Below are 19,151 nucleotides of genomic sequence, written 5' to 3' on the forward strand. Positions count from 1 at the left end.
CTGCAGGCGCTCGCGCAGCAGGCGCATGGCGTAGGGGTTCACCGGGCCGCGCCCGGTGCCGATGGGCGCGGCCCAGGGCATCACGGCCTGGCAGCCCACGTCGACCAGGCGTTGGCACAGCACCAGGTCTTCGGTGCAGTAGGGCAGCACCTTGAAGCCCTCGTTGATGAGCTGGCGCGCGCAGTCCACCAGGTTGAGCGTGTCGGGCTGCAGGCTGTAGTCGTCGCCAATGAGTTCGAGCTTGATCCACGGCGTGTTGAACACCTCGCGCGCCATCTGCGCGGTGGTGATGACTTCCTGCGCGCTGTGGCAGCCGGCGGTGTTGGGCAGCACCGGCACCGCGAGGTCTTGCAGCAGTTTCCAGAACGCCGCGCCGGCCTCGGGCTGCACCGCGCCCTGGCGGCGCAGCGAGGCGGTGAGCATGGCGGGCTGCGCGCTTTTCACAGCGGCTTCCAGTGTGGCGGGCGAGGGGTAGCGCGAGGTGCCGAGCATCAGGCGGCTCTGGAACACCTCGCCGTAGAGGATCAGCGGATCGCCGTGTGTGGGCGGATGGGTCATGTCCATGTTCAGCCTCCCGTGATCGGGGCAATGATTTCGATGCGGTCGCCTTCAGTCAGCACCTGCTGCGCGTAGCTGCCGCGCGGCACGAACTGCAGGTTGACCGCCGCCGCGAACACAGCTGGCGGATCACACACCCGCAGCGCGTCGGCCAGCGTGGTGCCCTCGGGCAGCTCGCGGGGTTCGTGGTTGATGAAGACGTTCATGTGGGTGTCAGTGGGCGGTGTGCTGCAGCGAGAGGCCCCATTGTTCGGCCAGCGCGGAGTCTCCATTGTCCATGGCCTGCAGGGCGGCATCGAGCATGGCGGGTGCGATCAAGAAGCCGTGGCGGTACAGGCCGTTGATCTGCAGGCGGCGCGGTGCGCTCAGGCGGATCTCGGGCAGGTTGTCGGGCAGGGTGGGGCGCAGCTGCACACCCATCTCGATGATGCGCGCTTCGCCAAAACCGGGGTGCACGGTGTAGGCCGCGCTCAGCAGCTCCAGCGTGGAGCGCACGCTCGCGGGCGAGAGGTCGTCGGACTCGATTTCGGTGGCGCCGATGACGAACATGCCGCCCGGCTTGGGCGCGATGTAGAGCGGGTAGCGCGGGTGCAGCAGGCGTGTGGGGCGCGAGAGGCTCACGCCCGGCGCGTGCACGCGCGCCACCTCGCCGCGTACGCCGCGCAACGCGTTCCACTGCGGCTGGGCGCCGAGGCCACGGCAGTCGAACAGCCAGGCGCCCGGACCGGGGTCGACCTCGTCGGGTGTGCGCGGTGCGTGCCAGTGCACGGTCACACCGAGCAACTGCATCTGGTGCGCGAGCGCGGCCAGCAGTTCGCGGTTGTCGAGCTGGCCCTCGTGGGGCAGGTACAGGCCCTGGGCAAAGCGGTGTTCCAGCGCGGACTCCAGCGTGGTGAGTTCGGTGGCGTTCAAACGCTGCGCGTGCGGCAGCGAGGGCAGGGCGGTCGAGGTGCGTGCGAGCTGGCCCCAGAAGCGCTCGGCCTCGGGTGCGTCCTGCCGGTGCCACAGCACCAGCGTGCCGCTTTGTTGAAAGAACACCGGTTGTTCCAGCTCGGCCAGCAGCTGCGGCCAGCGCGTCAAACCGTGCTGGCCCATGCGCACCACGGGGAGTTCGGTCACGGCCGATTCGGCCAGGGGTGCGAGCATGGCCGCGGCCACGCGCGCGGCGGCGTTTTCAGCCAGCGGGCCACCCGCGTCGAACACCTCCACCCGGTGCCCGCGCTGCGCCAGCGCGCAAGCGAGCAGCCGGCCCATGAGGCCGGCGCCGAGCACCACGGCGGTGGAATTGTTCGAGATCGTCATCAATGTCCTTGAGCGCTGCCACAATGCGCGCCATGCCTTATCAAGCTCACAGCGAACCCCGCCGCTACACCCGCGTCCTGTCCATCGCCGGCTCCGACAGCGGAGGTGGAGCCGGCATCCAGGCCGATCTGAAAACGTTTGCCGCGCTGGGCTGTTACGGCATGACGGCGATCACCGCGCTGACCGCGCAGAACACGCTGGGCGTGAGTGCCATCCACGGCGTGCCGCCCGAGATGCTCAAGGCACAGCTGTGCGCCGTGTTCGACGACATCGGCGTGGACGCGGTGAAGATCGGCATGCTGCACGCGCCCGATATCGTGCGCACGGTGGCCTGGGCGCTGAAGCACTACCAGGTGCAACGCGTTGTGCTCGACCCGGTGATGGTGGCCACGTCGGGCGACACCCTTATCACCCCCACCACCGTGCAGGTGCTGGTGCACGAGCTGTTCCCGCTGGCCACGGTGATCACGCCCAACCTGGACGAAGCCGCCTTGCTGCTCGGCCGCACCATCGAGTCGGCGCACGAGCTCGAGGCCGCTGCGCGCGATCTGCTCGCCATGGGCGCACCGGCGGTGTTGCTCAAGGGCGGGCACCTGCCGGGCATTGAAGTGGCCGATCTGCTGGTCACTGGCGTCGGCCCGGTGCAACGACTCGCTTCGCCGCGCATCGAGAGCCGCAACACACACGGCACGGGCTGCACGCTGTCGTCGGCCATCGCCGCCCATTTGGCGCTCGGTGAGCCGCTGGACCAGGCCGTGGCGCTGGCGCGCCGCTACATCCTGCAAGCCATTGCGCAGGGCGCCGATGTGTACACCGGCGCCGGCCATGGCCCGCTCAACCACGGCTTCGCGCCGCTCTCCCAGCGCAAGAGCCTTCGGGTTTGAAGCGCGGCGTGGCTTGACCATCAGGCCCGTGCGGGGGTGAGGCCACCCGCTTTGCGTGGCCGCGAGAGCGTGGCCAGCAAGAAGGTGAAGGCCAACGTCGGCAGGGCGGAACCCAGGTCGGGCGCGTACTGCTTGAGCAGGTGGTAGCAGGCGATGCCCGCCACCCACACCGCCGCCGCGCTCCAGTCCACCGTGCGCGCGGTCACGCTCGGCACCACCGCGCCGCTGCCCAGGCGACCCAGGATCACGCCGTACAGCGGCACGAACACCGAGCTCAGCAGCAGCAGGAAGGGCTCGATCGCGTGGATCGGCAGGAACAGCGCGAGCACCGTGCACACGGCGGCAAAGGCCAGGCCGGCGCGTTTGATGTCCCAGCGCGGTTGCAGGCTGTGCACCGAGACCGCGCCCGAGTGCGCGTCACCGTAGGCGTTGTCCATCTCGTCGAGCAGGATCAGGCCGAGCGCGATCAGGCCACCCTGCGCGAGCAGCAGCGCGCCCACCAGGTTGGTGCCCGGCTCCACCGTGCTCACCACCAGCACACCCAGCGCGTAGCACCACATGTTGGCCAGCGCGTAACCCAGCCAGGTGCCACCCAGCGTGGTGGCGGCGCGTTTGCCGTGGCGCGCGTAGTCGGCCACCAGCGGCAGCCACGAGACCGGCATGGCAATCACGAGGTCCATGGCGGAAAACAGGCCCATGCCACCGGCACCCGGGCGGTTCCAGAAAGCCTCGAAGCCCTGCGCCTGCAGGCGCGTGCCGAACTGCCAGGTGAGCCAGGCCAGCGAGGCAATCACCAGCGGCAGGCCGAAGCGACTGACGAACTTGCGCACCAGCTTGAGCATGGAGCCGGCCATGAGTGCGATCAGCACACCGCCCCAGAGCAGTGTGGCGAGCAGCTTGCCGCCGGTGCCGTCGAGCAGGCCACCGGGCTCGCTGCCCAGCGCTTGTTTGAGGATGGCCACCGTGCCCTCCTGCATGATCACGAGCTCAAACGTGGTCCAGCCCACGAGCTGTGCGATGTTGAGCAGCACCGGCAGGCGCGCAAACGCGCTGCCGTAGGTGGCGTGCATGAGGCCCGCGCTGGCCAGCCCGGTCTGGCAGCCCAGCCGCGCGGTCCAGGCCAGCAGGCCGGCGCCGATGAGCGAGCCCAGCACGATGGCGATCAGCGCGTCTTGCGTGCCCACGGCTGGCACCAGGTAGGCGCCGATCTGCATGACCAGCAGGCCTGTGCCCAGGCTGAACCAGAGCGCGGCGTGTTCGTGGAAATGGAAGACCCGGTCGCCCTGCGGCACGGGGGTGAGGGCCAGGTTGGCGGGTGCGGAATGGTCGGGTGCCATCAATTTGCTCCATGCAATTTGAGGCAGGTGGGCTGGGCCGGATACGTCAACCGCAGCGCTGGGCGACGGTGGTGAAAGGCATCGGCCTGCTTCCCTGCGCGAGGATTACCTCAATCAGGTTCAAAGGGACTTTCTCAGTCGCACCCGGGCGAAAAACCCGGGCACAACACCCCTAGCGGATGTGCCTTGCGGCACGGGGTGGAGTATACGGTTTGGCTCTAGCCGGCTGGCGTCAGCCGCATGAACCGCCCATAGTGGTCCGCCAGATAACTCTCGGCCCGCTCCAGCATGAAATACCGGAACGATTCGGCCGCAGGCGAGAGCACCTTGGAGAGCGTGTGCACCACGTTCCACCCGCGCACCACCGGGCTGCCCTCCACGTCCAGCACGGCGATGAGCTGGCGCTCCAGCTCCAGGCCGATGGTGTGCAGCGACAAAAAGCTGATGCCCATGCCGGCCATCACCGCCTGCTTGATGGTCTCGTTGCTCGACATCTCCATCACCACGCGCAGCTCCATGTGCGTGCGTTCGAGAAACTTCTCCATCGCCGCGCGCGTGCCCGAGCCGCGCTCGCGCAGGATGAAACCATAGGGTCTGAGCGAATCCGCCGTGGGGTGACCGATCTTGAGCAAGGGGTGGTCCACAGGGGCAACGAACACGTGTGGGTGTGCGGCAAAAGGCTCGGCGCGCGTGGCCAGTTCGGTCGGGGGGCGGCCCATGACGGCGATGTCCACCTCGTTGCCTTGCAGCATCTTCACCAGTTGCTCGCGGTTGCCCACCGCCAGTTTGATTTCGATGCCTTCGTGATCGCGCTGGAACTCGGCCAGCAGGCGCGGCAGGAAGTACTGCGCCGTGCTCACCATGCCGATGGTCAGTATGCCCACCTCCAGCCGCTGCAGGCGCGCGGCGGCGTCTTCCGCGTCTTTCAGCGTGGCCAGCACCTTGCGGGCGTAGACCAGCATGTATTCGCCTGCCGTGGTGAGCGTGACCTGGCGTCCGCGCCGGTCAAAAAGCGGCAGGCCCACATGGCCTTCCAGCTCCTTGATCTGCATGGTGACCGCAGGCGGCGTGAGGTGCAGCACCTCGGCCGCGCGCGCAAAACTCAGGTAGCGGGCGACCTCGTTGAACACGCGCAGCTGGCGAAAAGTGGCGTTCTTCATTCAGCATTCACTTAATCGAAGTTCAACGAATCGTGAATTTACCTTATTTCAACCCATCCCTACAGTGGGTCAAATGCTCAAAGCCCTGATTTTTGATGTCGACGGCACCCTGGCGGACACCGAACGTGTGCACCTGGCGGCCTTCAACCACGCCTTCGAACTGGAGGGTCTGGACTGGCGCTGGGACACCGCGCTCTACACCCGCCTGCTGGAGATTTCCGGCGGCAAGGAACGCATGCTCCACCACTGGCGCAGCGTGCAACCCGATCTGACCGAACTGGGCGCCGGTGCGGTTCAAGCCACCATTGACCGGCTGCACGAGCTCAAGACGGCGTACTACGAGAACGCGGTGCGCGAAGGTGCCGTGCAATTGCGACCCGGGGTGCTCGCGCTCATGAGCGAAGCGCGTGCGCAAGGCCTGCAACTGGCGATTGCCACCACCACTTCGCCGGTGAACATTGCGGCACTGCTGCGCACCGCGATCGGAGATGGCTGGCGCAGCCACTTCCTGGCGGTGGGCGACGCGTCTTCCTCGCCCATCAAAAAACCGCATCCGCAGGTGTACCTGCAGGTGCTGGGCGACATGGGGCTGCCCGCCTCGGCTTGCCTGGCGTTCGAAGACTCGGCCAATGGCCTGCAAGCCGCCACGGCCGCGGGCCTTCGCACCGTGATCACGCCCAACAGCTTCACCGACCACCACGATTTCAGCGGCGCCTTGCGGGTGGTGCCCGACCTCGGCGCCGTCGGGCTGGCGCAACTGCGCCAATGGCATGCCCAGGCCTGAGCCTTTTCCCCAGGACAACAACAACGAGACCGCCCCGATGCCCCTGTCCAAACGCTCCACCCTGACCCAGTTCCTGATCGAGGAGCGGCGCCGTTACCCACACGCCAGCGGCGACTTCAACGCGCTCATCCTCGACGTGGCGCTGGCCTGCAAGGCCATTGCGCGCAGCGTGGCCTTTGGCGCCCTGGGCGACATGCTGGGCAACCACGGCGGTGGCGACAGCGTCAACGTGCAGGGCGAAACGCAGAAGAAGCTCGACGTGATCAGCAACGACATGTTCATCAAGGCCAACGAGTGGGGCGGGCACCTGGCGGGCATGGCGTCGGAAGAAATGGAGCAGCCGTATCCGATTCCGCCGGAGTACCCGCGCGGCAAGTACCTGCTGGTGTTCGACCCGCTCGATGGGTCGAGCAACATCGACGTGAACGTGTCGGTGGGCAGCATCTTCAGCGTGCTGCGCGCACCCAGGGATGTGATCGACTCGGGCCGCGAGGTGGTGGTGAACGACTTCCTGCAGCCCGGCGCCCAGCAGGTGGCCGCCGGCTATGCGCTCTACGGCCCCACCACCATGTTCGTACTCACCGTGGGCAGCGGTGTCCACGGCTTCACGCTCGATCCCAACCTGGGCGAGTTCAAGCTCACGCACCCGCACATCCGCATCCCCGAAGACACGCACGAGTTCGCCATCAACGCGTCGAACAGCCGTTTCTGGGAGGCGCCAGTCAAACGTTATGTGGACGAGTGCCTGGCCGGCAAGACCGGGCCGCGCGGCAAGGACTTCAACATGCGCTGGATCGCCAGCATGGTGGCCGAGGCGCACCGCATCCTCATGCGCGGCGGCGTGTTCATGTACCCGCGCGACACCAAAGACCCAAGCAAACCCGGGCGGCTGCGCTTGCTGTACGAAGCCAACCCGGTCGGCATGCTGATGGAGCAGGCGGGCGGCCGCGCCAGCACCGGGCGCGAACCCATGCTGGGCGTGCAGCCCACCGACCTGCACCAACGCATTGGCCTGGTGTTCGGCTCCAAACACGAGGTTGAGCGGATCGAGCGCTACCACGCCGAGCCACAGGCCTTCAAGGACAAGAGCAACCCGCTGTTCGCCGAGCGCTCCCTGTTTCGCGACTGAGAACACAACAACTGAGGAAATGTCATGTCAGAGCGCCACCCCATCATTGCGATCACAGGTTCATCTGGAGCCGGCACCTCCACCGTCACGCGGACCTTTCAGAACATTTTCCGCCGCGAAGGTGTGAGTGCCGCCATCGTCGAGGGCGACAGCTACCACCGCTTCGATCGCAAGGAAATGAAGCTCAAGATGGCCGAGGCCGAAGCAGCCGGCAACCTCAACTTCAGCCACTTCGGTGCCGAGGCCAACCTGTTCGACGAGATCGCCAGCCTGTTCAAGACCTACGGCGCCACCGGTACCGGCAAGAGCCGCAAGTACCTGCACAACACCGAGGAAGCTGCGCCCTACCAGCAGGAGCCTGGCACCTTCACCGCCTGGGAGCCGCTGCCCGAGAACACCGACATGCTGTTCTACGAAGGCCTGCACGGCGCGGTGGTGACACCCGAGGTCGACGTGGCGCAGCACCCCGACCTGCTGGTGGGCGTGGTGCCGGTGATCAACCTGGAGTGGATCCAGAAACTCTGGCGCGACAAGAACATGCGCGGCTACAGCGCCGACGCGGTGACCGACACCATCCTGCGCCGCATGCCCGACTACGTGAACTACATCTGCCCGCAGTTCCAGCACACGCACGTGAACTTCCAGCGCGTGCCCATCGTGGACACCAGCAACCCCTTCATTGCGCGCGACGTGCCCACCGCCGACGAGAGCATGGTGGTGATCCGTTTCGCCAAGCCCAAGGGGATCGACTTCCAGTACCTGATGAACATGGTGCACGGCTCGTGGATGAGCCGCGCCAACACCATCGTGGTGCCCGGCGGCAAGATGGAACTGGCGATGCAACTGATCTTCACGCCCTTCATCTGGCGGATGGTGGAGCGGAAAAAGCGGGCCATCGGTCTCGCCTGAAGACCAGAAAACACGCCCATGAAAAACCCCTCAAACGAACTCGCCCGCCAGATGGCCAACGCGATCCGCATGCTGGCGGTGGACGCGGTGCAGCAGGCCAACTCCGGTCATCCGGGCGCGCCCATGGGCATGGCCGACATTGCCGAGGTGCTGTGGAACCGCCACCTGCGACACAACCCCGCCAACCCGCACTGGCCCGACCGCGACCGCTTCGTGCTGTCCAACGGCCACGGCTCCATGCTGATCTACGCGCTGCTGCACCTCACCGGCTACGACCTGCCGATGAGCGAGCTCAAGGCCTTTCGCCAACTGCACAGCAAGACCGCTGGCCACCCCGAGGTGGGTGTGACCCCGGGTGTGGAAACCACCACCGGCCCGCTGGGTCAGGGCATCGGCAACGCGGTGGGCATGGCGCTGGCCGAGAAACAACTGGCCAGCGAATTCAACCGCCCCGGCCACACCGTGGTCGACCACTTCACCTACGCGTTTCTCGGCGACGGTTGTTTGATGGAAGGCATCAGCCACGAGGTGTGTTCACTCGCGGGCACGCTGCGCCTGTCCAAGCTGATCGCCTTCTACGACGACAACGGCATCTCCATCGACGGTCATGTCGAAGGCTGGTTCACCGACGACACGCCGCAGCGCTTCGAGGCCTACGGCTGGTACGTGATCCCGAAGGTGAATGGCCACGACACGAAGGCAGTGGAGCTCGCGCTCATTGCCGCCAAAGCGCAGGCGCGCCGCCCCGACGGCAAACCCACGCTGATTTGCTGCCAGACCGTGATCGGCCAGGGCTCACCCAACAAGGCCGGCACGCACGACGTGCACGGTGCAGCCCTGGGCGCGGCCGAAGTGCAGGCCACGCGCGACGCCTTGGGCTGGACCGCGCCACCGTTCGAGGTGCCGACCGACGTGGCGCTGGCCTGGCACGCGGTGGACCGGGGGCAGGCGCTGGAGGTTGAGTGGCAACGCCGTTTTGCCGCCTACCGCGCCGAGTACCCGACCGAGGCGGCCGAGTTCGAACGCCGCATGGCCGGCGATCTGCACGCCAGCTTTGCGCCCGCGCTGGCCGGTGTGTTTGAAGGCGTGGCCGCCAAGCCTGATGCGGTGGCCACGCGCAAGGCGAGCCAGAACGCGCTGGACGCGCTCAACACCCTGGTGCCCGAGTTCTTCGGCGGCAGCGCCGACCTCACCGGCTCCAACCTCACCAACTTCAAAGGCTGCGTGAAAGCCGGGCGCGACCGCTGGGGCAACCACCTGAGCTACGGCGTGCGCGAATTCGGCATGGCCGCCGTCATGAACGGCATGGCGCTGCACGGTGGGTACATCCCGTACGGCGGCACCTTCCTCACCTTCAGCGACTACAGCCGCAACGCGATCCGCATGGCCGCGCTCATGAAGCTGCGCGTCATTCACGTGTTCACGCACGACAGCATCGGCCTGGGCGAAGACGGGCCCACGCACCAGTCGGTAGAGCACGTGCCCAGCCTGCGCATCATTCCGCAGCTCGATGTGTGGCGCCCGGCCGATGGGCTGGAGACCGCCGTGGCCTGGGCCAGCGCCATCGAACGCAAAGATGGGCCGAGCGCGCTGTGCCTCTCGCGCCAGAACCTGCCGCGGCTCACGGACGCGTCGATGGCGGACAAGATCCGAAAAGGTGGCTATGTGCTGGCCGAGGGCGCGAACCCACGGGCCGTCATCGTGGCCACCGGTTCCGAAACGTCGCTCGCCATGGAAGCGCACGAGGCGCTTGCGGCGCAAGGCATCAACACCCGCGTGGTGTCCATGCCCTGCACCAACGTGTTCGACCGGCAACCGCGCGCTTACCAGGACGCCGTGTTGCCGCTGCACCTGCCCACGGTGGCGGTGGAAGCCGCGCATCCGGATTTCTGGCGCAAGTACGTGGGCCGCACCGGCGCGGTGGTGGGCATCGCCAGCTTCGGCGAGTCGGCGCCGGCCAAGGCCTTGTACGAGCACTTCGGCATCACCACCGCGCGCGTTTGCAAAGAAGTGAAAGGACTTCTGACATGAAGAGCCCCGCGAATGAGCTGAAGGTTCCGTTCGGGCTGAGCTTGTCGAAGCCCTCGCGCCATCGTGCTGGTGAGCCCTTCGACAGGCTCAGAGCGAACGGTAACCCCTGGACGCTTTCATGAACCAATACGACCTCATCCTCTTCGACCTCGACGGCACGCTGATCGAAACCGCGCCCGAGATCGCCGACGCGGTCAACGACACGCTGGCGCAGTTCGGTCTGCCCGCCGTGACGCAAACCCAGGTGAACGACTGGATCGGCCACGGCACGCGCGAGCTGCTGATCTCGGCCCTGGCCGACCGCCGCCACACCACCACCGACACCGTGCGCCACAGCGCCGATTTCCCCACCATCGAAGCCGCGTTTGGTGGCCACTACCAGCAGCGCTGCGGCACACGCAGCCACCTCTACCCGCAGGTGCGTGAGACCTTGCAGGTGCTGAAAGCCGCGGGCGTGAAGCTGGCCGTGGTGACCAACAAGGAAAGCCGCTACACACAAGCCGTGCTGGACGCGCACCAGCTCGCGCCCATGTTTCACCGCGTGATCAGCGGCGACACCCTGCTGGTGAAAAAACCCAACCCCGCCGCCGTGCACGACTGCCTGCAACGCTTCGGCGTGAAGGCCGAACGCGCGCTGTTTGTGGGCGACTCGTCCATCGACGTGGCCACTGCGCGCAACGCCGGTGTGGCGGTGTGGGCGCTGCCTTATGGCTACAACATGGGCGAGCCCATCGAGGCTTGCAACCCCGACCGCGTGATCGCCGATTTCTCGGCTTTGCTGAACTGAACCATCCGCCTTCTGAAGGAACCCCATGGCCCTCATCGCGCTTCGCCAACTGCTCGACCACGCCGCCGAACACCACTACGGTGTGCCCGCGTTCAACGTGAACAACCTGGAGCAGATCCAGGCCATCATGCAGGCGGCCGACGCGAGCAACGCGCCGGTGATCCTGCAGGCCAGCGCCGGGGCGCGCAAGTACGCGGGCGAGCCGTTTCTGCGCAAGATGGTCGAGGCCGCGATCGAGATGTACCCGCACATCCCCATCGTCATGCACCAGGACCACGGCGCCACACCGGCCGTGTGCCAGCAGTCCATCCGCAGCGGCTTCAGCAGCGTGATGATGGACGGCTCGCTGATGGAAGACGCCAAGACCCCCGCGAGCTATGAGTACAACGTGGCTGTGACGCGCGATGTGGTGAAGTTCTCGCACGCGGTGGGTGTGTCGGTGGAGGGCGAGCTCGGTTGCCTGGGCTCGCTGGAAACCGGCGAGGCCGGTGAAGAAGACGGCGTGGGCGCCGAGGGCCAGCTCACCCACGACCAGATGCTGACCGACCCGCAGCAGGCCAAAGACTTCGTGGCGCAGACCGGTGTGGACGCACTCGCCATTGCCATCGGCACCAGCCACGGCGCCTACAAGTTCACCCGCCCACCCACCGGTGACATCCTGGCCATGGACCACATCGTCGCCATTCACCAGGCCATTCCCAACACGCACCTGGTGATGCACGGATCGAGCAGCGTGCCGCAGGAGTGGCTGGCCATCATTCGTGAACACGGCGGCGACATCAAGGAGACCTACGGCGTGCCGGTGGAAGAAATCGTGCGCGGCATCAAAAGCGGTGTGCGCAAGGTCAATATCGACACCGACATCCGCCTGGCCATGACCGGCGCCATGCGCCGCACCATGGCGAAGAACCCCGGTGAGTTCGACCCGCGCAAGTTCTTCAAGGACGCAACCGTGGCCGCCAAAGAGATCTGCCAGGCGCGTTTTCAGTCGTTTGGCTGCGCCGGCATGGCGGGCAAGATCGCGCCGCTGCCGCTGGAGAAGATGATCGCGCGCTACGCCTGAAGACTCAACACAGGTAACAGGAGGTCATCATGAGCCAGCGTTTTCTGAGGTGGGCCGAGGCCTGGATCGAGGAACACATCCCGCCCGGCGCCAACCCCGACATCGAAAGCCATGAAGCGAAGGCGAAGCGGCTGCTGGAGACCCTGTTCGCCGAAGCAGCCACGGCCGGCTTCACACCCACCGAGGCCGAGGAGGAGCGCCAGCGCGTGGCGCCCCAGGTGCTGACCGCGGTCTCGGACGGCACAGACTTTGACGTCAACACCTACCATCTCAAATCCCAACTTGCGCAGGAGAACGAAGACGGCGACTGAGCCCCGCAGCGAAGCTTTTGGCGGCTGGTGAACCCGGTTTCACACGTTCAGTACGCGCCCATGTAGTCACGCTTGCCGATGGGCACGCCGTTGTGGCGCAGGATCGCGTAGGCGGTGGTGACGTGAAAGAAGAACTGAGGCAATCCATAGTTGGCCAGATAGGCTTGGCCGCTCAGCTTCTTTTCCTTGGGCGTCCCTGGCCGCAGGACGATTTCGCTGCTCTCCTTGCCTTCAAACTGCGCCGCGTTCAGGCTGTCCAGAAATGCCAATGTCGCCTTCAGCAGTGCGTCAAGGTCGGCAAATGTCGTCTGGTTGCCGTCGATGGTTGGAATCTCCACACCCGCGAGCCGGGCGGCAATGCCGCGCGAGAAGTCGGCAGCAATTTGCACTTGCTTGATCAATGGAAACATGTCCGGGAACAGGCGGGCCTGCAGGAAGGCGTCTGGCTCAATGGCTTTCGCAGACGCATGCTCGGCCGCTTGCGCGAGGATGCTTTGCAACGCGTTCAGCATTTGCTTCAAGACCGGAACGGAGTGGCTGTACATGGGGCTGGTCATGGGGATTTGGGTCGCTGTGGTGGTGGGGCAGAAGCGCAAGCTGCCTTGCGCGTGGATCGGTCTGGCTGACGTCGTCCAAACCTTGGCCAGACGACTTCGTTGCGAGCACCGAACTTTACCCGTGTGCAGGAAGATCAACGGCAGGCGTCTGGCCATCCCATCTTGTCGGGCAGCAGATCGTGGTCAGCATGGCTAGACTTCAGCTTTCGGCCATCTGCAGACGTTCAGTACCGGCAGCATTCGGGCACTTCATCGACCTGCACCACGCGGCGCCGATCAAGCACGTGCGCGCAACTCCCTCACGCCGCGGCCCAGCTTGCGTCGCAACAAGGCGCGAAGGGTCACACCGTCGGAGTAGCCGATCTGTGCGGCGATTTGGTCGACGCTCTCGCTGCCGGTTCGCAGCAGATGCACCGCACGCTCGACGCGCAGATCCTGGAAGTACGAGAGGGGTGTCTTGCCCAACACGCTTTGCACGCGCCGCGCCAAGGTGCGTTCACTGGCGCCCGCTGCGATGGCCGCATCGGCGAGAGAGAACCCGTGCGCGAGTTGCTGCCTGGCCCAGCCCTCAAAGCGCTCGACCACCGGGTCGGCATGGGCTAGGTGATCGGGGATCACGAACTCAGCTTGCGAGCCGCGGGACTCTACCAGCAGGTATCGCGCCGCCAGAGCCGCCAGCGCCGGGCTACGGCTGCGCACGACGCTCAATGCCAGGTCGAGATGGGCCAAGGCGGCGCCGGCCGTGGTGAAGCCGGCCGAATTCACAAGCATGCGGGACTCGTCGAGCGCCACTTGCGGATAGCGCTGCCGAAACATTGGCGCCAGCCACCACGAAGTTGTGGCGCGCTGGCCATCTAGCAGCGCGCTCTCCGCCAGCAAGAAGGTGCCGGTGCAGGCGGCGCCAGTGGCCGCGCCGGCGCTTGACCATTGCTGCAACGCGACGATCGCATCGGCCACGTCCGCATGCGCGAGACGCGCGGCGAGCGCGTCTGGCATCTTGGCGCCGAGCGCGGGCACCAGAACAACGTCAGGGTTTTGCACGCGGTGCACTGGCACGACCGGTACCGCCAGACCGTGCGCGGTGCGCACGCGACGCCGAACGCCGACCACCGTGACGTCGATGGGCGGCGGCGCCTGTGCGAGCGAGCCCGCCAGTTCATTGGCCGTGCTCAGTGTGTCCATGAGTGCAGCAAACCCCAGGTCGAACACGCCATCAAGAACAAGAAGATGTAGATTCATGGCAAAAATGATATCAATGTTGGCATTCCTGCCACTCGCGGAAATTGCCGTCGTACCAGAGACTTCGGACTCGCCAACACTGTCAACCGTTCAACCAGAGGATCACCACATGACCAAGTTCGCCCTGTTCGTCCGCCTCGAAGCCAAGCCTGGCCAGGAAGCCGCCGTTGCCGATTTTCTGGGAAGCGCGTTGCCGCTCGCCAACGCCGAATCGGGCACCACCGCCTGGTTCGCATTGAAGTTCGGCCCATCGACGTTCGGCGTCTTTGACGCTTTTGCGGACGAGGCCGGCCGCGAGGCTCACCTGCACGGCCCGATCGCCGCCGCGTTGATGGCGAACGCAGCCGCCTTGCTCAGTACACCGCCAAACATCGAGAAGATCGATCTGCTGGCGGCGAAATTGCCTGGCTGACGAGCTGACCGCGGCGGCGAAGGTGAAGCTCCGTATGGCTTGAGTGACAGGGATGAAGAGGTCCTGTCCTCGTGGGCCGCTCCTTCAAAGCGATCCCCATTGAACCGCGCTTGCCGGCGGTGGCCGCGACGAAGTAGTCCCAGCCACAAACCGCCTCTGGAAGCGGGCGGCTAGCCCGCACGGTCTCAACCCGCGCGCTGCGCCTCTATCGCCCTGACCACCGTCTACCGGTGTGTGCCCTCCACGGGGCGGCCGGCGTACCGATCCGACCGCTTCGTGACGCCGGATTCAGGGCCGTGGATGTCGGTTCAGGGCCCACATCAGACGCCCAATCAACCAAAACAAAACGCCCCGGACAACCGGGGCGTTTTTCATGGCGAAGACAAAGAAGGCATCAAGCCAGCGAATCCGCCCAGATGTTGCGCGCCCAGGCCTTGGCGTAAGCCCCTTCCAGCTCACTCGCCGCGCTTGACAAACCACCCGCACCCGGCACCGCGACCATGGTCTTTTTCTCGGCGTCGTACTTGTGCACGCTGGCCACGTGCACCACGTCTTTGGCGGTCACGAAGCTGTAGCAGGTGTTGGCGTAGAGCGGGTTGGCCGGGGGCTCCTGGCCCTGCAGCAGCGAAACCACGGCGGCCGCACAGGTCTTGCCGTGCTGGTTGGCCATGTGGCCCGACTTGGGCATGGCCGGGGCGATCTGGATCGCGTCGCCGAGCACGTGGATGTTTTTCTGGGCCTTGGACTCGAAGGTCAAAAAGTCCACCTCGCACCAGCGTGCGTTGGCCGTGGCCAGGCCGGTCTTCACCGCGATGTTGCCGGCGCGCATGTCGGGCAGCACGTTGGCCACGCCGGCCTTGAAGTCGTCGTTGAATTCAAACTTCAGCGTGTTGGTGGCGGCGTCCACATCGACCAGCTTGTGCTTGGGACGGTACTCGATCATGCCGGCGTAGTGGTCGGTCCAGGCCTTGGTGAACAGGCCTTTCTTGGAGGTGATGTCGTCGTTGGCGTCGAAGATCACGACCTTGCTTTTGGGCTTGGCCACCTTGAAGTAGCTGGCCACCATGCAAGCGCGTTCGTAGGGGCCGGGTGGGCAGCGGTAGGGCGCCAGCGGGATGCTGAGGGCGTAGGTGCCGCCGTCGGGCAGGGCTTCGAGTTGCTGGCGCAGCGCGGAGGTTTGCGGGCCGGCTTTCCACGCGTGCAGCACCTTCTCGGTCGCGCCGGCTTTGGCCATGCCGGGCAGGGTGGGCATGAAGTCGATGCCGGGCGAGAGGATGAGGCGGTCGTAGGGCAACTCTCCGCCGCTGGCCAGCTTCACCGTGCGCTTGACTGGGTCGATGCTGTCGACCATGTCGCGCACCACCTTCACGCCGTGGCGCGCAGTGAGGTTGCTGTAGGGCGTGGTGATCTCGGCCATGGTGGAGTGGCCGCCCACCACCAGGTTGGACAGGGGGCACGAGACAAACGCGGCGTTGGGCTCGATCAGCGTCACGTCGATGCTGTTGTTGGAGAACATGCGCACGTATTTGGCGGCGGTGGCGCCACCAAAACCGCCACCCACCACGACCACCTTGGCGCTGCTGCCACCGGTGGTGGCGCAGCCGCTCATGAGGCCGATGCCGGCGAGTGCGGAGCCCGCGCCGATGCTTTGTACGAATTGACGACGTTTCATGGCGGGCTCCTCAGGGTTTCTGTGCGGCGAAGTAGGCGGCGATCTGGCCCAGTTGCTCGTCGGTGTAACCCTTGGAGATCTGGTGCATCAGCGTGGCGGGGCGGGTGCCGGCTTTGTATTCGAGCAGGATCTTCTGCAGGTCGGTGCGGCCGGCCAGCGACGCCATGCCGGGCTGAGCGCGTCCGTCGGTGCCGTGGCAGCTGGCGCAGGCCGCGGCCCACACGCGGGTCTGGTTGACCTGGGCGTGCGCCCCGATCGCGGAGGCGCACAGCACAGCGGCTGCCAGCCATTTCATTGAATTCCCCATCGTCGTCTCCAAAAGGGTGGTTGAAGGATTTGCATCCAAAACTGTAGCAGCCACTTGAAACACAACGAACAAAGGCCGTGATGCCCTGTGGGTGTGGCGCATCGTAACGGGGTGTGTTTTGCAACCCAAGACATGGAAACCCTGCTCGGGTTTCCACCTATCCAAATATCAGCAAACAATAATATAGTTGCATTCACCCCCAGCGGCCTGGCCGCCAGAGAAGGAAGATTGCCATGCCGCCCCACCTGAACGACGTTATCGGACGCGTGCTCCCCGCCCCCGAAAACCACCTGAGTGCCGAGAAACTGGAACTCGCCCGCAAGGCACGCCGCAGCTTCATGGGACGGGCCTTGGCCATGGGCGCGGGCGTGGCGGCCAGCAGCACAGCGGCCACGCGCGCCGTGGCGGCCGAGGGCGAAGAGGCCATTCTGAAACTGCCCACACACACCACCGGCCTGGGGCAGGGCGTGGCCACCGAGGGCTACGGCAAGCCCAGCCAGTGGGAAGTCAACCTGCAGCGCCGCCAGAGCCCGGGCCTCACGCGCGTGCCGCAGGCATCTGTCAGCTTCACGCCGCTGCAGGGCCTGTTCGGGATCATCACGCCCAGTGGCCTGCACTTCGAGCGCCACCACCAAGGCTGGTGGGACATCGATCCCTCCAAACACCGCCTCATGGTCAACGGTCTGGTGAAGCGCGAACGCGTGTTCACCATGGACGACCTGATGCGCCTGCCCAGCGTGTCGCGCATCCACTTCATCGAATGCGGCGCCAATTCCGCGCCCGAGTGGGGCAACGTGGCCTTGCCCGCGGTGCAGTACACGCACGGCATGGTGAGCTGCTGCGAGTTCACCGGCGTGCTGCTCTCCACGCTGCTGGAGATGTGTGGCTACGACAAGAAGAACGGCAAATACGTGCTGGCCGAGGGCGCCGACGGTTCGTCGATGACGCGCACGATCGACATCGACCGCGCCATGGACGACTGCATCGTGGCCTGGGCCATGAACGGCGAGATGCTGCGCCCGGAAAACGGCTACCCGCTGCGCCTGGTGGTGCCGGGCGTGCAGGGCGTGAGCTGGGTCAAGTACCTGCGCCGGTTGGAGGTGGGCGACCAGAAGTGGGCCGCGAAAGACGAAGCCATCCACTACATCGATCACATGCCCGACGGCACGCACCGCCAGTACACCGGCATCCAGGAATGCAAGAGCGTGATCACCACGCCGTCGGGCAGCCAGACGCTGCTGGACAAGGGTTACTACAACGTGACGGGCCTGGCCTGGTCGGGCCGGGGCACGGTGAAGCGGGTGGACGTGAGCGTGGACGGCGGGCGCAACTGGCGCACCGCGCGCATCGAAGGCCCGGTGCTGCCCAAGGCGCTCACGCGCTTCAACATCGACTGGGTGTGGGATGGCAAGCCCGCCGTGCTGCAAAGCCGCGCGATCGACAGCACAGGTTATGTGCAGCCCAAGATCAACCAGCTGCGCGCCGTGCGCGGCACACGCTCGGTGTACCACCAGAACGCCATCCAGTCGTGGCGCGTGGCAGAAAACGGCGAGGTCTCCAATGTTCAAGTGTTTTGAAGCTGTGTCGTTTCGTTCAGCCCTGTTGATCTGCCTGACCGCGGTCGCTGGCCACTCCTTCGCCCAAACCCCACCCTGGCACGACCTCGGCCGAAACGCCACCAGGGCCGAAGTGCAAGCCTGGGACATCGACGTGCGCCCCGACTTCAAGGGCCTGCCCAAAGGCGCGGGCAGCGTGGCTCTGGGTGAGCGGGTGTGGGAAGCGCAATGTGCGTCCTGCCACGGCAGTTTTGGTGAAAGCAACGAAGTGTTCACCCCCGTCGTGGGTGGCACGACCAAGGCCGACATCGAGCGCGGCCGGGTGAAGAACCTGGAGCCGGGCAGCATCTTTCCGCAGAAGACCACCCTGATGAAGGTGGCCACGGTTTCAACCTTATGGGATTACATCAACCGCGCCATGCCGTGGAACGCGCCCAAGTCGCTCAAGACCGACGAGGTGTACGGCGTGCTGGCCTACATCTTGAGCCTGGCCCACGTGGTGCCGGACGACTTCACGCTGAGCGACCAGAACATCGCCGAGGTGCAAAAGCGCATGCCCAACCGCAACGGCATGGTGTTCTACGAGCCGCTGTGGAAGGCGGAGGGGAAGGGCGATGTGAAGAACGTGGCCTGCATGAAGGACTGCCCGGTGGAGACCACCATCCGCTCGTTTCTGCCCGACTTTGCGCGCGACGCGCACGGCAACATCCAGGAGCAGAACCGCGTGATCGGCCCGGTGCGCGGCGCCGACACCACCCAACCCGCGCCCACCGCGCCCGTGGGCAGCGGCCCCAAGGCAACGCCGGTGGTGGTGGCTGCGGCCAGGCCCGCCGGGATTGATGTGAAGGCCCTGCTTGCGGCCAACAGCTGCACCGCCTGCCACGGCATGGCGCAGAAGATCGTGGGTCCGGGCTTCACCGAGATTGCGCTCAAACACAAAGGCCAGGAGCGCCTGGAGGCCTACCTCGCGGTGAAGATCCGCGAAGGCGGCGTGGGGGTGTTCGGTGCGGTGCCCATGCCGGCCCAACCGCAGCTCAGCGCCGCCGAGGCGGCGACCATTGCCAAGTGGATCGCGGCGGGCGCGAAATGACGGGCCTGCGTTGAGCCTTCCTGCCGCTCGACTACGGTTTTTCTTAAATATTTGCATTTACTC

20 protein-coding genes and 1 riboswitch are annotated in these 19,151 nt (G+C 65.8%); of the genes, 11 read left to right on the forward strand and 9 right to left on the reverse strand.

Features of this window, described 5'->3' with window-relative positions; genetic code table 11:
• The 3 genes from ACN4F8_RS13690 to ACN4F8_RS13700 all read right to left on the reverse strand — a co-directional run.
• A partial coding sequence (locus tag ACN4F8_RS13690; protein ID WP_419474133.1) for a thiazole synthase occupies window positions 1-558 on the reverse strand: 558 nt, incomplete at its 3' end.
• A gap of 8 nt (window positions 559-566) precedes the next feature.
• Complete coding sequence (thiS, locus tag ACN4F8_RS13695) at window positions 567-764, reverse strand: sulfur carrier protein ThiS (RefSeq protein WP_419474107.1); 198 nt, start codon at window positions 762-764, stop codon at window positions 567-569.
• A gap of 7 nt (window positions 765-771) precedes the next feature.
• Entirely contained in the window at window positions 772-1,860 is a 1,089-nt protein-coding gene (locus ACN4F8_RS13700; protein WP_419474108.1) for an FAD-dependent oxidoreductase, read from the reverse strand.
• A gap of 32 nt (window positions 1,861-1,892) precedes the next feature.
• Here ACN4F8_RS13700 and thiD point away from each other — a divergent pair, with 32 nt between their 5' ends.
• A complete protein-coding gene (gene thiD / locus ACN4F8_RS13705; protein WP_419474109.1) occupies window positions 1,893-2,744 on the forward strand; it encodes a bifunctional hydroxymethylpyrimidine kinase/phosphomethylpyrimidine kinase in 852 nt (283 codons plus the stop codon).
• A 20-nt stretch (window positions 2,745-2,764) separates the two neighbouring features.
• On the opposite strand, the gene ACN4F8_RS13710 is transcribed toward thiD, so the two are convergent.
• Together ACN4F8_RS13710 and ACN4F8_RS13715 are read right to left on the reverse strand one after the other, a co-directional pair.
• Window positions 2,765-4,081, reverse strand: coding sequence for a purine-cytosine permease family protein (locus ACN4F8_RS13710; protein WP_419474110.1), 1,317 nt, complete (start codon window positions 4,079-4,081; stop codon window positions 2,765-2,767).
• Between the two features lie 74 nt (window positions 4,082-4,155).
• Window positions 4,156-4,265, reverse strand: a riboswitch (TPP riboswitch).
• Between the two features lie 34 nt (window positions 4,266-4,299).
• Complete coding sequence (locus ACN4F8_RS13715; RefSeq protein ID WP_419474111.1) at window positions 4,300-5,241, reverse strand: LysR substrate-binding domain-containing protein; 942 nt, start codon at window positions 5,239-5,241, stop codon at window positions 4,300-4,302.
• 73 nt (window positions 5,242-5,314) lie between these two features.
• Between ACN4F8_RS13715 and ACN4F8_RS13720 the strand changes: the two genes are divergently transcribed.
• From ACN4F8_RS13720 to ACN4F8_RS13750, 7 genes are all read left to right on the forward strand, one after another.
• Window positions 5,315-6,025 carry an HAD-IA family hydrolase gene (locus ACN4F8_RS13720; RefSeq protein ID WP_419474112.1) on the forward strand — a complete coding sequence of 237 codons (711 nt, stop codon included), beginning with the start codon at window positions 5,315-5,317 and terminating at the stop codon, window positions 6,023-6,025.
• Window positions 6,026-6,062: 37 nt separating this feature from the next.
• Window positions 6,063-7,154: a class 1 fructose-bisphosphatase gene (locus tag ACN4F8_RS13725; RefSeq protein WP_419474113.1), complete on the forward strand. Its 1,092-nt coding sequence runs from the start codon at window positions 6,063-6,065 to the stop codon at window positions 7,152-7,154.
• Window positions 7,155-7,178: 24 nt separating this feature from the next.
• Entirely contained in the window at window positions 7,179-8,063 is an 885-nt protein-coding gene (locus tag ACN4F8_RS13730) for a phosphoribulokinase (protein WP_419474114.1), read from the forward strand.
• A gap of 18 nt (window positions 8,064-8,081) precedes the next feature.
• The gene (tkt, locus tag ACN4F8_RS13735) at window positions 8,082-10,094 is read left to right on the forward strand and encodes a transketolase (protein WP_419474115.1); all 2,013 of its coding nucleotides are present in this window, start codon (window positions 8,082-8,084) and stop codon (window positions 10,092-10,094) included.
• A gap of 118 nt (window positions 10,095-10,212) precedes the next feature.
• Entirely contained in the window at window positions 10,213-10,881 is a 669-nt protein-coding gene (locus ACN4F8_RS13740; RefSeq protein ID WP_419474116.1) for a phosphoglycolate phosphatase, read from the forward strand.
• 25 nt (window positions 10,882-10,906) lie between these two features.
• Entirely contained in the window at window positions 10,907-11,944 is a 1,038-nt protein-coding gene (fba, locus tag ACN4F8_RS13745; RefSeq protein ID WP_419474117.1) for a class II fructose-bisphosphate aldolase, read from the forward strand.
• Window positions 11,945-11,973: 29 nt separating this feature from the next.
• Window positions 11,974-12,255, forward strand: coding sequence for a DUF768 domain-containing protein (locus ACN4F8_RS13750; RefSeq protein ID WP_419474118.1), 282 nt, complete (start codon window positions 11,974-11,976; stop codon window positions 12,253-12,255).
• Between the two features lie 47 nt (window positions 12,256-12,302).
• Here the strand turns inward: ACN4F8_RS13750 and ACN4F8_RS13755 are convergent, their stop codons facing one another.
• A complete protein-coding gene (locus ACN4F8_RS13755) occupies window positions 12,303-12,812 on the reverse strand; it encodes a DUF1993 domain-containing protein (protein WP_419474134.1) in 510 nt (169 codons plus the stop codon).
• 276 nt (window positions 12,813-13,088) lie between these two features.
• Window positions 13,089-14,051, reverse strand: coding sequence for a helix-turn-helix domain-containing protein (locus tag ACN4F8_RS13760; protein WP_069047866.1), 963 nt, complete (start codon window positions 14,049-14,051; stop codon window positions 13,089-13,091).
• Between the two features lie 109 nt (window positions 14,052-14,160).
• Here ACN4F8_RS13760 and ACN4F8_RS13765 point away from each other — a divergent pair, with 109 nt between their 5' ends.
• Window positions 14,161-14,463, forward strand: coding sequence for a putative quinol monooxygenase (locus ACN4F8_RS13765; protein ID WP_069047867.1), 303 nt, complete (start codon window positions 14,161-14,163; stop codon window positions 14,461-14,463).
• Between the two features lie 394 nt (window positions 14,464-14,857).
• Here the strand turns inward: ACN4F8_RS13765 and ACN4F8_RS13770 are convergent, their stop codons facing one another.
• Together ACN4F8_RS13770 and ACN4F8_RS13775 are read right to left on the reverse strand one after the other, a co-directional pair.
• Window positions 14,858-16,135, reverse strand: a complete 1,278-nt coding sequence (locus ACN4F8_RS13770) for an FCSD flavin-binding domain-containing protein (RefSeq protein WP_419474119.1) — start codon at window positions 16,133-16,135, stop codon at window positions 14,858-14,860.
• Window positions 16,136-16,145: 10 nt separating this feature from the next.
• Entirely contained in the window at window positions 16,146-16,430 is a 285-nt protein-coding gene (locus ACN4F8_RS13775) for a c-type cytochrome (RefSeq protein WP_419474120.1), read from the reverse strand.
• Window positions 16,431-16,675: 245 nt separating this feature from the next.
• Here ACN4F8_RS13775 and soxC point away from each other — a divergent pair, with 245 nt between their 5' ends.
• Window positions 16,676-18,019, forward strand: coding sequence for a sulfite dehydrogenase (gene soxC, locus ACN4F8_RS13780; protein ID WP_419474121.1), 1,344 nt, complete (start codon window positions 16,676-16,678; stop codon window positions 18,017-18,019).
• The gene (locus tag ACN4F8_RS13785) at window positions 18,003-19,088 is read left to right on the forward strand and encodes a c-type cytochrome (RefSeq protein ID WP_419474122.1); all 1,086 of its coding nucleotides are present in this window, start codon (window positions 18,003-18,005) and stop codon (window positions 19,086-19,088) included. The genes soxC and ACN4F8_RS13785 overlap by 17 nt, the downstream gene beginning before the upstream one ends.
• Window positions 19,089-19,151 lie beyond the last annotated feature (63 nt).

The organism is Hydrogenophaga sp. (genome assembly GCF_048549895.1).
Taxonomy (GTDB): domain Bacteria; phylum Pseudomonadota; class Gammaproteobacteria; order Burkholderiales; family Burkholderiaceae_C; genus Hydrogenophaga.

Coding starts and splice junctions, on each gene's coding strand:
- ACN4F8_RS13770 (WP_419474119.1), bottom strand. CDS start 16,135: ATGAAACGTCGTCAATTCGTACAAAGCATCGGCGCGGGCTCCGCACTC.
- ACN4F8_RS13740 (WP_419474116.1), top strand. CDS start 10,213: ATGAACCAATACGACCTCATCCTCTTCGACCTCGACGGCACGCTGATC.
- ACN4F8_RS13730 (WP_419474114.1), top strand. CDS start 7,179: ATGTCAGAGCGCCACCCCATCATTGCGATCACAGGTTCATCTGGAGCC.
- ACN4F8_RS13725 (WP_419474113.1), top strand. CDS start 6,063: ATGCCCCTGTCCAAACGCTCCACCCTGACCCAGTTCCTGATCGAGGAG.
- soxC (WP_419474121.1), top strand. CDS start 16,676: ATGCCGCCCCACCTGAACGACGTTATCGGACGCGTGCTCCCCGCCCCC.
- ACN4F8_RS13715 (WP_419474111.1), bottom strand. CDS start 5,241: ATGAAGAACGCCACTTTTCGCCAGCTGCGCGTGTTCAACGAGGTCGCC.
- ACN4F8_RS13755 (WP_419474134.1), bottom strand. CDS start 12,812: ATGACCAGCCCCATGTACAGCCACTCCGTTCCGGTCTTGAAGCAAATG.
- ACN4F8_RS13750 (WP_419474118.1), top strand. CDS start 11,974: ATGAGCCAGCGTTTTCTGAGGTGGGCCGAGGCCTGGATCGAGGAACAC.
- thiS (WP_419474107.1), bottom strand. CDS start 764: ATGAACGTCTTCATCAACCACGAACCCCGCGAGCTGCCCGAGGGCACC.
- ACN4F8_RS13710 (WP_419474110.1), bottom strand. CDS start 4,081: ATGGCACCCGACCATTCCGCACCCGCCAACCTGGCCCTCACCCCCGTG.
- thiD (WP_419474109.1), top strand. CDS start 1,893: ATGCCTTATCAAGCTCACAGCGAACCCCGCCGCTACACCCGCGTCCTG.
- tkt (WP_419474115.1), top strand. CDS start 8,082: ATGAAAAACCCCTCAAACGAACTCGCCCGCCAGATGGCCAACGCGATC.
- ACN4F8_RS13775 (WP_419474120.1), bottom strand. CDS start 16,430: ATGAAATGGCTGGCAGCCGCTGTGCTGTGCGCCTCCGCGATCGGGGCG.
- ACN4F8_RS13785 (WP_419474122.1), top strand. CDS start 18,003: ATGTTCAAGTGTTTTGAAGCTGTGTCGTTTCGTTCAGCCCTGTTGATC.
- ACN4F8_RS13700 (WP_419474108.1), bottom strand. CDS start 1,860: ATGACGATCTCGAACAATTCCACCGCCGTGGTGCTCGGCGCCGGCCTC.
- ACN4F8_RS13760 (WP_069047866.1), bottom strand. CDS start 14,051: ATGAATCTACATCTTCTTGTTCTTGATGGCGTGTTCGACCTGGGGTTT.
- ACN4F8_RS13720 (WP_419474112.1), top strand. CDS start 5,315: ATGCTCAAAGCCCTGATTTTTGATGTCGACGGCACCCTGGCGGACACC.
- fba (WP_419474117.1), top strand. CDS start 10,907: ATGGCCCTCATCGCGCTTCGCCAACTGCTCGACCACGCCGCCGAACAC.
- ACN4F8_RS13765 (WP_069047867.1), top strand. CDS start 14,161: ATGACCAAGTTCGCCCTGTTCGTCCGCCTCGAAGCCAAGCCTGGCCAG.